The 15,935-nt window shown below is 52.1% G+C and carries 17 protein-coding genes; 2 read left to right on the forward strand and 15 right to left on the reverse strand.

Annotated elements, in window-relative coordinates; translation table 11 throughout:
• Positions 1-174: 174 nt before the first annotated feature.
• The 8 genes from V4U88_RS01370 to V4U88_RS01405 all read right to left on the reverse strand — a co-directional run bounded on the left by V4U88_RS01370 (position 175) and on the right by V4U88_RS01405 (position 7,710).
• The gene (locus V4U88_RS01370) at positions 175-1,401 is read right to left on the reverse strand and encodes an MFS transporter (protein ID WP_334071426.1); all 1,227 of its coding nucleotides are present in this window, start codon (positions 1,399-1,401) and stop codon (positions 175-177) included.
• A 113-nt stretch (positions 1,402-1,514) separates the two neighbouring features.
• Positions 1,515-1,691 carry a hypothetical protein gene (locus V4U88_RS01375; RefSeq protein WP_334071427.1) on the reverse strand — a complete coding sequence of 59 codons (177 nt, stop codon included), beginning with the start codon at positions 1,689-1,691 and terminating at the stop codon, positions 1,515-1,517.
• Between the two features lie 100 nt (positions 1,692-1,791).
• Positions 1,792-2,820: a spore photoproduct lyase gene (gene splB, locus V4U88_RS01380; RefSeq protein ID WP_334071428.1), complete on the reverse strand. Its 1,029-nt coding sequence runs from the start codon at positions 2,818-2,820 to the stop codon at positions 1,792-1,794.
• On the reverse strand, positions 2,817-3,086 hold the full coding sequence (locus V4U88_RS01385) for a transcriptional regulator SplA domain-containing protein (protein WP_442951862.1): 270 nt from the start codon (positions 3,084-3,086) through the stop codon (positions 2,817-2,819). The genes splB and V4U88_RS01385 overlap by 4 nt, the downstream gene beginning before the upstream one ends.
• 161 nt (positions 3,087-3,247) lie before the next feature.
• Positions 3,248-3,805, reverse strand: a complete 558-nt coding sequence (locus tag V4U88_RS01390) for a polymer-forming cytoskeletal protein (RefSeq protein ID WP_334071431.1) — start codon at positions 3,803-3,805, stop codon at positions 3,248-3,250.
• A gap of 131 nt (positions 3,806-3,936) precedes the next feature.
• Positions 3,937-4,560 carry a response regulator transcription factor gene (locus V4U88_RS01395; RefSeq protein ID WP_334071432.1) on the reverse strand — a complete coding sequence of 208 codons (624 nt, stop codon included), beginning with the start codon at positions 4,558-4,560 and terminating at the stop codon, positions 3,937-3,939.
• A complete protein-coding gene (locus tag V4U88_RS01400; RefSeq protein WP_334071433.1) occupies positions 4,544-6,862 on the reverse strand; it encodes an ATP-binding protein in 2,319 nt (772 codons plus the stop codon). The genes V4U88_RS01395 and V4U88_RS01400 overlap by 17 nt, the downstream gene beginning before the upstream one ends.
• 44 nt (positions 6,863-6,906) lie before the next feature.
• Positions 6,907-7,710, reverse strand: a complete 804-nt coding sequence (locus V4U88_RS01405) for a CPBP family intramembrane glutamic endopeptidase (RefSeq protein WP_334071434.1) — start codon at positions 7,708-7,710, stop codon at positions 6,907-6,909.
• 179 nt (positions 7,711-7,889) lie between these two features.
• Between V4U88_RS01405 and V4U88_RS01410 the strand changes: the two genes are divergently transcribed.
• Complete coding sequence (locus V4U88_RS01410; RefSeq protein WP_334071435.1) at positions 7,890-8,819, forward strand: serine hydrolase domain-containing protein; 930 nt, start codon at positions 7,890-7,892, stop codon at positions 8,817-8,819.
• Positions 8,820-8,886: 67 nt separating this feature from the next.
• On the opposite strand, the gene V4U88_RS01415 is transcribed toward V4U88_RS01410, so the two are convergent.
• The 7 genes from V4U88_RS01415 to V4U88_RS01445 form a co-directional block, all read right to left on the reverse strand.
• Positions 8,887-9,567, reverse strand: coding sequence for an MOSC domain-containing protein (locus tag V4U88_RS01415; protein WP_334071436.1), 681 nt, complete (start codon positions 9,565-9,567; stop codon positions 8,887-8,889).
• Positions 9,568-9,586: 19 nt separating this feature from the next.
• Positions 9,587-10,081, reverse strand: coding sequence for a hypothetical protein (locus tag V4U88_RS01420; protein WP_334071437.1), 495 nt, complete (start codon positions 10,079-10,081; stop codon positions 9,587-9,589).
• Complete coding sequence (locus V4U88_RS01425; RefSeq protein ID WP_334071438.1) at positions 10,078-11,178, reverse strand: GIY-YIG nuclease family protein; 1,101 nt, start codon at positions 11,176-11,178, stop codon at positions 10,078-10,080. The genes V4U88_RS01420 and V4U88_RS01425 overlap by 4 nt, the downstream gene beginning before the upstream one ends.
• Positions 11,179-11,386: 208 nt before the next feature.
• Complete coding sequence (locus V4U88_RS01430; protein WP_334071439.1) at positions 11,387-11,941, reverse strand: hypothetical protein; 555 nt, start codon at positions 11,939-11,941, stop codon at positions 11,387-11,389.
• Between the two features lie 179 nt (positions 11,942-12,120).
• The gene (locus V4U88_RS01435; RefSeq protein ID WP_334071440.1) at positions 12,121-13,143 is read right to left on the reverse strand and encodes a DUF5643 domain-containing protein; all 1,023 of its coding nucleotides are present in this window, start codon (positions 13,141-13,143) and stop codon (positions 12,121-12,123) included.
• A 21-nt stretch (positions 13,144-13,164) separates the two neighbouring features.
• Entirely contained in the window at positions 13,165-14,337 is a 1,173-nt protein-coding gene (locus V4U88_RS01440; protein WP_334071442.1) for a DUF4179 domain-containing protein, read from the reverse strand.
• On the reverse strand, positions 14,303-14,893 hold the full coding sequence (locus tag V4U88_RS01445; RefSeq protein ID WP_334071443.1) for an RNA polymerase sigma factor: 591 nt from the start codon (positions 14,891-14,893) through the stop codon (positions 14,303-14,305). Before V4U88_RS01445 ends, V4U88_RS01440 begins: the two co-directional genes overlap by 35 nt.
• 169 nt (positions 14,894-15,062) lie before the next feature.
• On the opposite strand from V4U88_RS01445, the gene V4U88_RS01450 reads away from it, so the two are divergent.
• Positions 15,063-15,932: a M23 family metallopeptidase gene (locus tag V4U88_RS01450; RefSeq protein ID WP_334071444.1), complete on the forward strand. Its 870-nt coding sequence runs from the start codon at positions 15,063-15,065 to the stop codon at positions 15,930-15,932.
• Positions 15,933-15,935: the final 3 nt, after the last annotated feature.

The following is a 15,935-nucleotide window of genomic DNA, read 5'->3' on the forward strand; positions in this document are numbered from 1 at the left end:
TGATTTTTGGAAATTTCGGAGTTTGAAGCATCTTTCGCCTTACATAAATGCAGATTTGCCTCAATTTTATTAATAGAGCGCCTATGCAAAAAAAAACTGCAGATTTGCAGGTTTTTTCGCATCCGCCTTTGGGCTGCCGTTGTCGACCAGGTTCTCCCAACGTCAACGCTTTGGTCACTCGACTGCCCCCCGCTTCTCCGGCCTGCCCGCCTCGAGCAGCACCCGATTCCGCCCCAGAAGCACGGCGAGAAGCATAAGCATGACGCCAGTGCCCGCAAGGAGCCATTCGATTCGGACGGCATCCGCCAGCGGGCCGAAAATCAGCATGCCGATCGGCATCATCGACGTGGAAATCATGCCGAGGACCCCGAATACCCTTCCCATGAGGTTTTCGTCGACTTTTTCTTGAAGCAGCACCGTTGAAGGCGTATTGAACATCGGCATAGCGATGCCGAAGACAGCCATGAACAGCAGGTATGTCCAGAATACCGGAACAACTCCGAGCGCCAACGTACAGCCCCCCATCACCACGCCGGCAAGCATGACCGTCCGGATTTTATTTTTGAAGCCGCCCCAGACCGCGATCAGCCCCCCGCCCGCCATCATCCCGATGGAGAAGGCAATTTCGATGGCGGTTAACCGCCAGACATCGTCGCCGAAGCTGCGCGTAACTTGCAGCGGCGTCAAAAATGCGGCCGGCGCCATCAGCACGAACAGGACCGCGAAAAACAGAAAAAAGATTTTTAGGAAGCGATGGTTTTTTATGTAGAGCAGCCCCTCTTTCAAGTCGCTGAAATAGCCTGTCGTTTGCTTTTCGGCAGCCTTCTTGTGAGCAGGGATATTAAAGAACAAAAGCAGCGTGAGAATGGCGATGGCCGCGGTGATAACATCGATAAAGAAAATGCTTACGATCGACGCTTTCGTCAGCAAGGCCGCGCTGACCATCGGGGAGACAAACATGATCACCGCTTGCAGCGTGCCGTTCGTTCCGTTAACCTTCGTCAGCTTGTCTTGCGGCACGATTTGCGGCAGAATAGCGCCGACTGCCGGTGTCTGGATTCCTGTCCCTAAAGCGCGGATCGCCGATATCACGAACAGAAGCCAGGCCGCCTCGTAACCGAGCAAAAAGACAACGGCAAGAATCAGCGTCGCGGTGGCGATCATGCCGTCCGACAAAATAATCAGCCATTTTCGGTTAAAACGGTCCGCCCATACCCCCGCAAAAGGAGACAGGATAAAGGTCGGAATAAAGCCGCACAAAATGAACAGCGTCATCATAACCCCGGATTGGGTAGTCAGCGTAATGTGCCACATGATGGCATATTGGACCAAGGACGAGCCAAACAGCGAAATGGTCTGGCTGCTCAAAAACAGCACAATATCTTTTTTCCAGTTACTCACGTCTTTCTCCTTTTTATATGGAAAATTGGTTTTTATCGCCAATATTGTAACATGACTGAAGGCGGATTCAAACTGCCCAACGAAAGAAAAAACCGGGGAATCCTCCCCGGCTTTTAGCGGACAAATCCTTTTTGCTTCAGCGCTTCATATGCGGCGTTTTGCTGATCATCTTTGATCTGAAATTCCAGCGTCCCGTCGACTACCTTCGCGCAGCGCCCTCCGAACGGTTTAAGGGCCTCCTTGATCGCGCTAAGCTCAGGGCTGGCTTGTAAAGGGTATTGGACTTTCATCGGCTTACCCACCTCCTAAGGTAGGATTACAATAAAAGCCCCGCTTGTACAGTAACAAAAATCACACCAACGCACCCTTCCGCCTATTCCCCTTTCCGCCTTAAGTAAAATACTCCAGCTTCGCCTGCGGGAAAAACGTCTCCATATATGAAAAAAGGCGGGATTTGATATCCTCCTCTTCTTCCTTTTGATAGATGTATTTGCCGATCCCGTATTTGCCCCATTTGTACCTCCGCTTCTCTTCGTCCAGCTCGAGCTTGGTCATGGGGTAATTTTTCTCGATGATCCGCTTGGCCGGCTTGGTGAACCGGTGCTGAATAAATTCAAAGGTGATATCGTCTCTCGCATCGGCGGGCAATTCGGCGTCAAGTCGTTCGAACATGTGGCGATACCCATCCTCCCATCCCTCATGAAGATAGATCGGAGCGACGATAAAACCGAGCGGATAGCCGGCCCGCGCCACCTTTCCGGCGGCTTCAATTCTCTTGTCCAAAGGCGATGTCCCCGGTTCAAAGTTTTTGATCACATAGTCCGCGTTTATGCTAAAGCGAAAACGGGTTTTGCCGTTATGCCGGGCATCCAGCAGATGATCAACATGATGGAATTTCGTTACGAACCGAAGTTTCCCGTACTCCGACAATGCGAAATGTTCAATCGCCCGTTTTAAGGTGTGCGTCAGATGATCGATCCCCACAATATCCGAAGTGCAGGAGGCTTCGAACCGGGTCATTTCCGGCGCTCTCTCCGCCATATACCGATCCGCCGCTTCCAAAATTTCCTCCACGTTGACATATGTCCGGATATAGGGCTTGGTCCCCATGGTCGTCTGCAGGTAGCAGTAATGGCAATGGCCCATACATCCCGTCGCAAACGGAATCGCATATTCGGCGGAAGGCTTGGACGTGTCGAATTTCAGCGTTTTGCGGATGCCTACGACAAGTGTCGACTTGGCTACACGGTATTTTTGCAGATCGCTGTCGCCCGGCAAATTCCGGATTTGGTTGTGCGAGGTCGTATAGCGAATATCCAGCTTCATCTTTTCAAACTTTTGCATAAGCTCTCTGCCCAGCGGATAATCCAGAGCATCCGGCTCGAAATAAACAAGCCGCGGGGTAAACGGAGGATTCATTCCCAAATCCCCTCGGCGGCCGGCCCGTAAACATCGTTGTAGGCTTGTTCCGCCTCCTGTGCCGTGGAATAGACGGCCATCTCATCCGTCAGCGGATAGTAGGTCTCATACAGGAAAACCGCTAATTCTCCCGGCTTCTCCGGATGATTCACAACCGCGGCTTCCTGGATGTTAGCTACATCCTGGGTATGCGGGTTCCGGTAAAACACATAGATGATGTCTCCCGCTCTATAAGTTTGAGCCCCATTCTCTTGTTCATCGTACATTTCCATTCTCCTACCCTTCCTTTCCTCAAAAAATCACTTCAAGTAACTTATGTATTTCCCTTCGGGCAAGAAAATATTTACGGCATCCCAAACCGTAAAACTAAATTTCAAACACAAAAAAGGGAGCCGACTTGGCTCCCCCTTGTTATGCAGAAAACGGATTATTTCACTTCAGCAGTGCCCGTTACTTTACCATCGATTTTGGCGGACGCTTTGACATCCTCGTTGGCATAATAAATATTTCCGTCTACCGTTGCCGACTCATGCAGATTAAATCCGTTCGCTTCGACGTAGACGTCACCCTTAACCGTGCCGCCTTGAATTCTCAAGTTTTCGCTTTGCACCGTAAGCTTAGGCACCGTCAGGGTGAAAGAAGCGGTAATCTTATGGTTCTCGTCTTGCGTGTAAAGGGCGATTTTACGGTAAATATCGCCGTCCGGTTTGTTCTTGTCGTGGAATTCCCCAGCCACCACAACGTCCTTGTCAACCGTCAAATCACCCAAAGTGGCGATGATCCAGGTTCCTTTCTCACTAACCGCATTGATGAACGCATCCGCATCATTTACGATGGAAGCGGTCGTTACCGCATCCGGTTGTTCGGCGGTAGCGGTTTGCCCGGCAGCCTTATCCGGTTCAGCCGCTTTCTCCTCTTTGGCGCCGCATCCGGACAACAATGCGATGGCGACACCCGCAACCAATAAGCCTTTAAAGATTTTCACAGTGGTTTCCCCCTACTCTTTTTGATTACAAGTTGATTATAATTAAAAGCAGCAGCAAGTAATGTGACAATTTTCACAAGCATGTGATATTATTCACTTTTGCACTCCATTTTAGGTTTCGCCCGTCTCGTCTATAGCTGCACCGGTCCGAGAATTCCCAGTTCATATCCCTTGGCCACAGCGCCGATTCGCGTCTTGACCTCCAGCTTTTGGATAATCGAACTGATATGGTATTCCACCGTCCGCTGGCTGACCACCAGTTCCCGGGCGATATCCTTGTTGGTGAGCTCTCTGGCCACGAGGACCAGAACCCGTTGTTCCATAGGAGTCAACGGGTCTACCGGGAGTTTGGCGAACAGCTTCTCGGGCATCAGCACATGGCCTGTCATGCTCTGCCGAATTGCATTGATAATTTGCGGATACGTCGCCTGTTTGGATAAATAGGCGTTGACGCCAAGCTCGTAGGCCTTTCTGTAAAACTCGTCATACACATATCCGGACAACATAATCAGCTTCAATGAAGCTCCGTACTTCCCCTTCAAGATGGACGCAAGCTCAAACCCGTCCAGTTTCGGCATGGAAACATCCATAACCAACACATCCGGTTCATACCGGTCGATCTGATCCAATAACACCAGGGGATCCGAAAACGCCGCCTGAACCGAGAAAGTCGGCTCTTCTTCAAGCCGGTTCTTTAACCCCTCCATTACGAGCGGATGATCATCCAGCAGAATAATGTTAACCAAGTTTTCCATAATCGCCCTCCTTTCGTTCGTACGCCGCAAGCTTCAGCGTTACTCTCGTCCCTTTTCCGGGGGACGCCTGAAGCTCCATTTCTCCACCCAGATATTCAACCTGCGCGCTGACGGAAATAAGCCCGATATGCTTCCCCTCCAGAAAGCGGCTGTCGCGGTACAGTGAGACCGGATCGAATCCTCTCCCGTTATCGCTGACCACACAAGTGATTCCTTCCTCCGGATGACTCCGCACCCGTAACTCAAGATGCGTGGCTTCCGCATGTTTTAATGCGTTATTGGTCAGCTCGCGGATCATGCGGAATAAATTACTTCGAAGTAGCCGATCCGGCGGCTCCGCCAGCCCCCAATCGTAGCTCAGCACCGCGTCTATTCCCCTCTCTTCGGCAGATCTTACCAGCCACTTCAACGCCTCCTCCAAACCGGCCTTCTCCGCAATAGCCGGATGCAGATCATCGCAGAGCAGCCGGATGTCCCGCTGCGAATCATAAACGCACTTCAGCCAGATCTCCACCCGCCGGCGGTCCACCTTCCCCCGATCGGCGAGCTCCTCCAAATCCCGGGACAGGAAAATCAGGTTTTGCAGCAAATGGTCATGAAGAAAATACGTGGTCCGAATCCGTTCCGCGTGTTGGGCCTCCATCAGCATACGCTGCTCCAAACGCATATCGCTGACCCGTCTTTCAAACACCGCGTTCTGCTCCTTTGTCCGTTGATACTCCTGCTGCAATCCCGCCAGGCGGCGGGCGTTGATCAGGAGACGGATGGCCTCGTTTCGCATGCTGATGATCAGCTCCTTCTCATCCGCCGCCATAAGCGAAGAATTTCGCTTGGGACCGACGCAAAGAAAACCTTCGAACTCGCTCTCCCCCTCCATAATCAAAGGTTCAATATGGATAAAGTCAAACCTGGACTGCAAGTATCCGTGATTCAACCACTCCCCCTCCTCCGGGGGTAAAGAGGCGTAAGCCCCGGTACCGTGCACGATCAGCCGGCTTCCGTCCCGCCAAACCAGGCAAATCCCCGTTACGTCCATCACACGTTCCATGACTTCCCCGATCATATTGAGAATATCCCGGATATTTCGGGCTTCCGCCGTTTGAATCGACAGCTTCAGCGTTTGCCTGTCCAGCCACTCCTTGCGTTTTCCGGCGCTTCTCTCCGACCAGCGGAGGCTTTTCCGGTAAGCGAGGGTCACGCCCAGAAACGCCAGAAACAGCAGCGCCGGCCAAAACGGCTGCGGCAATCGCGGCCCCAGCAAGAATAAAATAAACACCGCGCCGAAATACAGGCTGTGAATCATGACGCGCGGGAGATATAACTTCATATCAACCAGGCTGCGCTTATTGAGGACGTACAACATCGTCGCCGATAGCGGCACGAGTCCAGTCAGCGCATATTCCGGCGGCACCATCGCGTCGCCCCGGATCAAATCCGGCAGGATATAAAGAAACACGTACGGTAGCAGGCTGAAATACATGCCGGTCACAAGCACCAGCGCCTGATTTTTTTCAATCCGGTCGACTTGTTTCCAATACAGGCCCACCGCCAAGACAACCAGCAGGAGTGCGACCATAAAAACCACATGCGCCGCTTCGCGGATCCAGCCGGGGATCTGCTCTCCGGCAACCGCATAAACAACATACCCGGAGAACAGGACGCAGAAAAGGCAAAAAGCGCGCAGCAGGTTGCGAAGCCGGCCCGATACCGACCGGATCACGAAGGAAACGCAAAAAGAAAGCAGCATATAAGGCAGCCAAATCGCGCTTAAAGACAAAATAAAATCCGACAGCCGCATCTCTGTGGAGTACAACGTCAGGATGACCAGCGCCATTACGAAATTAATCGCCGCAAATTGCCTGACCAGCCGGGAATTGGGGTTTTTCCGGTAAGCCGACAGGCCGATGGCCAGAAGGACGAGTTCCGCCAACACGGAAAACAGATTTTTTAGAGCATCGCGAATATCGGTCGAAACCTTCTTGTCGGAGACAGTTCCGTCCATACCCGCAAAACTGATTCCGGATACCTTGACCAGAGATACGGGGCTTGCGCTCGCTCCTAACCGTTCATCCGCCGCTTCCCCGTCTATGGTCAGCACACGGTCTCCCGGTCCCATCCCCCACACGGCCGCTTTTCCGTAGGGATTCACCTCCGCCACGATCCATTGCGGGCCGCTCCGCTCCAACAATGCCCCGATGTAGGGGTAGCGGATGGATTCAGCATGTATGTACACGGCCAGACACAGAAAAGCCAAAACGGCCAACGTCATTCGAATATGATATTTGGAACCGAACAACGGCATAAATTCCCGTCTCCTTCAAACTAACGAATCGAATCGTCAGAGGGTCACACACCTACCAGGTACAACGTAACGAACCCCCACAGCGTATTGATATAAACGTGAAACAGAATGGCGCCATATATATTTTTGCGCAAACGAACCAGTATTTCGCAAGGAATGATTACGGCAAGAGGAATAAACGCCCAGTTTACGGGGGCTTGCCACATGTGATAGAACTGGAACAGCACGCTGACGATGAGCCAGTTCCATTTGAGGGCTCCGACTTTGCGCAGGAGATACCCGCGAAAGTAAATTTCTTCCCCGATAAAATTGCCGATCAGGCCGATGACGAGCAGCGGCCAGGGGAAATCGTAATAGCCCTGATTGTAGATATGCCATTCTCCCATATGCAGCGCGGGAAGACGATCCAGCATCCCCGACAAGGGAGGATAAATATACTTCATATAGGGAAGGGACAACACGGTGAACACGACCGTGATGATGGGCAGAACGAGAAGCAGCCCTTTAAGATCAAGCTTGGTAAATCCCAGGTATTTCAACGATTGCTTAAAGGTAAGCTTATCCACAAATCTTAGCATGAAAAAAGGAAAAAGAATATGCCAGCCGCTGGCCATCAAAGCCAGAATCAAAAACTGGTAATTATGGCTGGACAACCCCGTCCATGCCATCAGCGGTTCGCGAAACGGGAAAATCAGCAGATAGGTGAAGATGCCCGGGAGGATCCCGAGCGAAAGGTACAACGCGATCCGTTTGGGGGTTTTGGCTTGATGCTGTTCCAGGAAACGGTCCATCTCCGGATCTTTGCGGACAAAAAAGTCGGTAAGGCGGGCTTTCCAGGCGGTACTCATCCGATATTTCCACTCCTCATTCTCTACTCGGTACATTCCCAGAATAGTAGAAAAATCGCTTCGGCGAATCCGTATTGAACGGTGGTTTTCGGGCGGAGCCCGCCGATTTTTTTGCGTGATCACGCAACCGCTGATATAGTAATGGAAATGATGGTAACGAACCAAAGGATGATTATCGTATGAACCTGACCTCATTGCAGCAGACCTTAAATCCGTTTGACCTTCGAAGCTGTTTGATCAGCCACCGCGGAGAGCCCGTGTTCCGGCATTACCGGGATATCCGCTGCGGCACGGAGCCGGCAAAGACCAACTCCTGCACGAAAAGCATACTTTCCGCCCTGATCTGCATCGCGATGGATCAGGGGAAGCTGCCGGAAGCGGGAGCGGCCATCGCCGATTTTTTCCCGCAGCTGGCCGACGATCCAGACCCTCGAAAACGGGACATCACCCTGGAGCATCTCCTGACCATGTCGGCCGGATGGGAATGGACGGAATTCGGCGGGCGCAACTCCTTCCCGCGGATGACCCGGACCTCCAACTGGGTGGACTTTGTGCTTGCGCAGCCTTTGGCCCATCCGCCAGGCGGCCGGATGGAGTACAATTCCGGGGCGTCGCAGCTGCTTTCCTCCATCCTGTTCCAAGCCACCGGCATGGATGCGGCCGCCTTTGCCGAACAATTCTTGTTCGGACCGCTCGGCATCGGAGAATACAAGTGGGAGCAAGATCCCCAGGGGCATCGCACCGGAGGCTTTGGGTTATGGCTGCGCCCGGCCGACCTGCTCAAATTCGGCCAGCTTTATTTGCAGGAAGGCCGCTGGGATGAACAGCACCTGATATCCCGCAGGCTGGCCAAGCTCTCCGTACAGCCCGCCCTTCCTGCAGCTCCGCCGAACCGCGGCAGGTACGCCTGGCACTGGTGGACCGACACTTACGGCGAAACGGCGGAGACGGCTTTTGATTATTTTTATGCGCGCGGCTTTGGCGGCCAGTTTGTTTATGTCGTTCCGAGCCTGGATATCGTGGTCGTCTTGACCGATGATAAACGCAAAAAAGACCGGAGCCCGGTCGATCTTTTCCGCCGGCATATCGCGCCTCTATTGGTTCGGTAAATCCGCAATCCCCGCCTGATCACGAAAAAGGAGGCGATTTCCGCCTCCTTGCATCCCCGCTCTTGGTTTAGTTACCTTGCAGCCGTTCCCGCGTATTTACATCTTGCCCTTCCAACCGCTTCGTCAAGGTAGCCCGCCAGCTCTCCGACAGTTCTTTGACCTCGAGAAGCCGCTTGATGCCATCGACGTTCTTCTTGTCATGGTGCATTATCCGGTTGGCGAAATCCACGGTTACGCCCAGAGGGTGTCGGGTCAGCAGTGTTAACTCCGAGGTTGGGAATACCGTCCCCTCTTCAAGCACCCGGAAATAATAGCCGGTAAAGCCGGTGTCCTGAACTTTTATCGGCATGTCGGGAACCTGGTAACGGGCGGCTAATTTGTAGCAGGGCTGGCGCGGCTGTGTGATTTGCACCACCGCTTCGCCCAATTGAAAAGTATCCCCGATGCACACATCGGTTTCCAGCAGCCCACGTGTGGTCAAGTTCTCGCCGAACGCGCCGAAATCCAGCGTCGTCCCCAGTTCCTGCTCCCAGTAAGGATAATGCTCGTAAGGATACACGCAAACCGCCTTATCCTTGCCGCCATGGTGGACCAGGTCGGCCTGACCGTCCCCATCCAGGTTGATCCGGGACAGAAGCAACGGCCGCCCGGCCGGCTGCTTGCGAATCCCGCTTTCTACCTCTTTATTATTGTACATTAAAGGCTGTGGCTTGCCGATGTTCAATGAAACGATTTCCGCACGTGTCATGGTTTCCCCCTCCGTTAAATTAGATGCAGGTCGGCTTGACCGGAATGTCGTACAGCCCGATCGCCGTCTCCAGCGTTTGATTCAATCGTTGGATCACCTTATACGCCGGCTCCAACGTATCCTCGATCCCGTCGACAAAGAGCTCGATATGGAATTTCAAGCTCGTCCCCAACTGCCGGCCAAGCGGAGAATCCGGCGGCAAAGCAAACGGCCTCATTTGGATCTTCGTCCCTCCCCTGGCAGCATCCCGCACAAACCAGGCCAAAAACTCGATCGCTTCAAGCCCCTCCACCGAGTACTCGATCCCGATTTCAAACTGGATCAGCACTTCATTTTCCATTCCGCCCCCGGTGCGCAATAGAGCGGCATGCGGCAGGTGGGCAAATGGGGGGAAACGCAGCACCTCGGCATCCACCGCAGCCAAATTGTCGACTCCGCTCTCGATTTCCGTAATCCCCTTGAGCTTCATGATGGTTTGATGAAAATCTTGAATTTCGTTCGGATAATGGCTCATCCCGTTCCTCCTGTCATTAGCCTTTCCCCGCCTAAAAAAGACACTACCGCCCGCCTTAGATCATCCTCTCCGTCCGGTTCAAGCCAGGCTTCCGACAGGATCAAATGCCGGCAGGTGCTGTTCCGCAGGTAGCTGTAAATAATTTGCGCTTCATCAATTTCCTCGCGCGTAAGCTCATGAGTGGCGGCCGTCTCCTCCACACAACGGCTGTGAAGCCAGTTCATCAAGGATGAAACCGGCTTGATTCGATCCGCTTCCAGCGGGTTGTATTTGATACTATAAAGAATTTGATGGCGCCGGACAAGAAACAGCTTGCTCTCGCGTTCATTCAGCGGCTCCGACAACAGAATCATCCGGTTTTGCTCGGCGAAAGAGATGACCTTCTCCTGCCGCAGCAGAAGCTTCAAAGCATCGATCCCGTCCCGGTATCTGGCCGCCCGCTCGAAATCAAACTCACCCGCCGCCTCATCCATTTCCCGCTGCATTTCCTCCAAGAGGCCGAAATCCCGGGCTTCCAGAAGCGCTATCAGCCGTTCCATGACGCGATCCGACTCCCTGGCGGCCACTCCCCCAAGACATCCTCCGAGACAAAGGCCGAGGGACACATTCAGGCAAGGACCGCGCGCCCCGGCGGACTGGACGCAGGCAATGCGCAAGCTTTCTTTGATTTTGGTTAGCGCCTTCCCGACCGTATGCCTGCTCGCAGTGTACGGCCCGAAACTTGGCAAATCACTTTCCGGCTCGCCCCGTCGGCCCAGTTCCAGGCTGCGCCTGCCATCCTTGCCCGTCCTTACTTTCACATAGACGTAGGCCTGCGGACTTTTCATCTTCTTGTTATACATCGGCCGCAGCTCATGAATGAGACGGCATTCCAGCATAAAAGCCTCGAATTCGGTATCCGTAATCCTGATCTCAAGGTCCTTCACATTGTTGACCAGCCTCTGCGTTTTTCTCGAATGCTTTTCGGAGGAGGTAAAGTACGATTTGACCCGCTGCTTCAAATTTTTGGATTTACCGACGTACAGAATATCCCCATGACCATCCTTCATCATATAAACGCCCGGTAAGGCGGGAAGGTTCTGCAATTGGTCTATCAAAATGTCCGCCTCCTCTTCCTGCGCTCTTCCACCCTTCCAACTCCAAATAGATGCAAATCTGCAGGCATTTCTGGCTATTTTAGAGAAACGGGTCGGTTTCGCTGAAAATTCCTGCAGATTTGCAGGCATTTTGAAATTCTTGTTCCGTACAAGAAAAAACATGCATATTTGCAGGAATTCTATGTGATCAAGGTTGTGTGACGGAGTGCTAGTTTTTATAGGTTATGGCTGTTCCGCAAAACTCGCACTTCACCGCTTTTTCGGGGTAAACCACCGTCTTAGCGCCGCAGCCGGGACAATCCACGGATATCGGCCCTTTCGGGGGCTCGCTCTTCTGGGGAGCTTGGCCGAACAATACGTTGAAGGCTTCGCCCAAATCACCCAATTCGCCCGGATCGAGGGAGAACGTAACTTGAGACGCCTTCGCGGCGGTTCTCTCTTGGATTAACGAGCGGACAAAGTCGTTAACGAACCTCGCGTCCATTCGCAAATAACCCATGGGGTTATAGACGAAGGCTTGCGGCGGCTCTCCGGAAAGATCCGGGATCTGAGCGCCGGGAGCCAGTTGCTCTTGGGGCTGCGAAGGTGTCGTCGATCCTTTAAATAAGACAATCGAGAGCCAGAGCAGCAGTCCGCCGGGGATTAGAAAAAATAGGGCGGTGGGCAAATCTCTTTGAGCTAGAATAACTATCAAAAAAAACAGCAGAAACAAAAAAGAGACAATGGATGAAATGACGCCCATGGAAAATCTAAAAACCTTCATAACCTCAAATTAATCCTCCTATTATTTACAGAGCACAGAACTCCGGTTTAACCTAGTTTCTATTTCGATATCGGCGTGGCAGTATCCTGCTGACAAACGAAGATTAAGGTCGAAATTTGTCCGTGACAAACGAGAAAAAGGCTGCCCAGGACCCCGAGGTCCATGGACAGCCTGTCAACTTACTTCTTGATTTTGTCCAAAGGAATTTTCATTTCTAATTCCTTCCAGTATGTTTTGGTTCCGACACTTTTCTCCGTGTCACCGACGACGCTCCAGTCTTTTTTATTGACCGTCAGCGTAAACGGTTTGATTGTAACGTACTTCGGTGTTCCTTTCACCGGGCTGTACAACTCGTCGATGTGGTATTTGGTTTTCGGCAGGCTGTTATAGTAAGGGAATTTCTGCTGCTGCAGCAGGTTCCCTTGATCGTCCACGATATCGTAATACATCATGCTGGCGATATATTTGCCGGTCTGCTTGGACGTCGCCGGCACTTTGCCGGTGCTGTCGATGACCAACTGGGTTGTGGACGACGAGATGTACAGTTCCTTGACGGTGTAGCTGAACCCTTTGTGCTTCTTCGTGGCGTTGGGCTTGACAAGAATCGATTTCTTATCGATTTCTACCGGAATCTTGAATTCGAAGGCCTCATCGACCCCGGTCACCTGGGCCTGGATCGTCAGCTCAAACTGATCGGGCCAATCGGCTTTTTTTCCGATTTGATACATACATGCGTTTTTTATTCTCCCAGAGTCGCCGAAGCTGCCCCAATCGTTCATCTCCTGACCGTCGATCAAAAGAGTGGGTCTTTTAATATACCCTTTTCCCTTTTTGTTTTTTTCTCTTTCTTCGTTAAGGATGACAACCGATTCATCGTCCGGAAAATTTGCACCCTGGCGCTCTATGACGAAGGATAACCGGGTTTTGTCGTAAATCAGATGGGATAGCCGGAGCGTCACGCCGTCGTGCGTTACGCTGAGATTGGCCGCGGCGGCGTTCCCGGCCGCGCCGCTGGCCGCCGCCAGCAAAGAGCTATACGACAAAGTTGGCTTAAAGGCCTCATCCAAGGCCGCGGCCTTGGCCGCGGGCAGCGTGCCGGCGACGGGGATCACAGCCCCCAGCACCGCCGCCGCGGTTAAGGTCAGTGCGGATTTCTTCAACAGTTCGGCTATAGAGGATACATCTTTTTTTGTTCTGTTCATCGTTTTCTCCATTCTGGTTGATTATTTTTCCACGGGAATCGTCATTTCCAGATCCTTGATGTAGTTTTTGGTTCCAAGGCTGCCTTGGGTCTCGCCGATAGCCTTCCAAGTCTTCTTGTTGACCGTCAGGGTGTACGGCTTGATCGTGATCGATTTCGGCGTTCCCTTGAACGGCGAGTATAGTTCGTCCACATGATATTCGGTTTTGGGCTCGCTATAAAATAACCCGACCTTGCGTTGATCCAGCATATTCCCTTGGTCATCGACGATATCGTAATACATCATGCTTGCGATATAATCGCCGGACAGTTCCGGGGAACTCGGCACCTTCCCTTTGCTGTCGATAACCAAACGGGTGGTAACCGGTGTGATGACCATCTCTTTTACGTTATAGCTGAAATCCTCATAAGTTTTGGTAGCGTTAGGCTTGAGCAGGAGGGTATTGTCCTGGATTTTCACCGGAACCTTGAATTCAAAGACTTCATCAACCCCCGTCACTTCGGTGCGGATTGTTAATTCAAATTCATTGCCCCAAACCGGTTTTTTAAACTGCACCTCCGCCATGTATGCATTTTCCCGCTTGGCAAAATCTCCATATCCGGCCGTTTGAACGTTCTCTAAACCCTTCAAAATGTCTTTGCCATCAATAAGTAAAGTCGGTTGCCCCCCTTTTATATAACCTTTTGGAATTTGGTCCTCGGGCTTTTCTCTTTCGCTAAGAGGAGCAACCGTACCCGGAAGATCCACGCCTTCCCGGTCCAGGATAAAGGACAATCTCGTTCCGTCATACAACAGGTCGCTGAGTTTCAAAGTGATGCCGTCATGCGTTACGCTCAGGTTGGGATCTATGACCAATCCTTGATCCATAGCGGCCTTGACCGCCTCTTCGCTGGTCCCCTCAAAAAGCGTGCTGAACATCGGAATCTGTTTCAAAGCATCCGCCATCACCGGGGATACAAAGCCCGATCCGACGATGCCTCCTCCGAGAATCGCGGTGGCTGCGGCGGTCAATGCGGCCCGTTTCATGATATTCGGCTTGTTTTTGGCGTACTTTTCCGTTCTGGACATCTCCATCTCCCCAATTCGATTCATAATTTTATCGTTCAAACTTGTCTTAGGTATCGAGGACTGACGAATCATTCGCTCGATCGCTTCCATTTCAGCGGACTCCACTGGATCCGGCCATTTTCCCATGAGCTAACTCTCCTTTTTCAAGAACTCGGTCCATCAGTTTCCGGCGCAACCGTTCATATTTCTTGCGCAGGGTGGCCGGCTTCACGCTCATAACCTCGCCAATTTCATCAAAGCTGTACTGTTCCACGGATTTTAACAACAGGATGTGGCGTTCTTCGGCCGTCAAATACGTCAACAACTCTTCAATCATCGTTTCATGCGGCGAGATCTGTTGAACCGGTTGCTCCTCCATGCACTTTTCGACCAGTTGCATCCATCGGCCCTGCTTCTTCTTCATATTGATCAAATGATGATAAGCGACCTTGTAGAGCCATGCCGAAAATGAGACCTGCCTGCTGTATTTGTGAAGGTTCAGGTAGGCGCGAATAAATATCTCCTGAACCGCGTCTTCCGTTTCCGCATGATTTTTCAAAATATAGTAGCAGTAGGTGTACAGTTGCCGTTCAAACTGCCGGATGATGAGACCGTAGGCGTCCTTGTCTCCCGACTGGATCCTCTCGATCATCGCTTCGATCCGCGCTTTTTTCTCTTCCGCTTCCCCGGGGATTGGCTGCAAAAGATCACCTCCTTGTCTGTTTGCCTATATAACAATTCAGAACGTGCATTTTGTGACATGAATTTTGCAGGGGTGGATATAGTCTATTACGTCTTAATAGGAGGAATAGAAAATCTAACTCGAATCAAGGGGATGTTTGGTTGTGAAAAGACTGCTAAAAACAGCGGGGATGACAAATTTAGTCCTACTCCTGCTCGTCATTGTACTGTGGGGAACCGTGTATGCCGTAAATGGCCTGCCCGGGGCTTATGCCTGGTTTGTCCTGAAATTCGCCGTCCCGCTCTTGGGACTGGCTTATATTCTCATATGTACCGTCCTGCTCCTTATCCGATTTCGCAAAAAAAAGAGCCGCAACCGCGGTTGGACCGGGCTGGGCGTAGGTACCGTTCTGTGTCTGCACCTGCTGCTCATGATGAATGTCATCCCGCTCGCCTATCCCGCACGGATTCAAAGCACCTCTCCCGCTATCACCGTATCCTGGCCGTTTGCCGGGAAAGCGACCGTCGGCTGGGGCGGTGACGCGGTGAACGACAATTCGCCGCATGCGGTTTGGCCTTCCGAACGCTGGGCTTATGATTTGCTCATGGAGCCTTACGGCACGGGAAGTACGAATCCGGAGGATTACGGGATTTGGAACCAGGAAGTGCTTTCTCCGGTCGCCGGAACGGTAATCGCCGCTTATGACGCCGAGCCCGATATCCAACCGGGAAGCGAGGAGATTCTCTCCATGGAAGGGAATCATGTCTACATTCAAATCGAAGAGACCAGAACTTATTTGCTGTTGAATCATTTAAAACAAGGCAGCGTACAAGTAAAAACCGGAGACACCGTGAAGCCGGGAGATGTTCTCGGGCGGGTCGGCAACAGCGGATCGACCTCGGAGCCCCATCTGCACATTCATCATCAGCGGCAAAACCCGTTGACCGTCCTTCATCCCGTCCTGGCGGAAGGGCTGCCGCTGTATTTTGAGGGGACGGATGCCGATCCCATGCCGATAAAAGGGACGGTAGTGGCACCCGTGTTAAACAATAAAGACTGAGCT

Source organism: Paenibacillus sp. A14 (genome assembly GCF_036864815.1).
Lineage (GTDB): Bacteria > Bacillota > Bacilli > Paenibacillales > Paenibacillaceae > Fontibacillus > Fontibacillus sanfengchensis.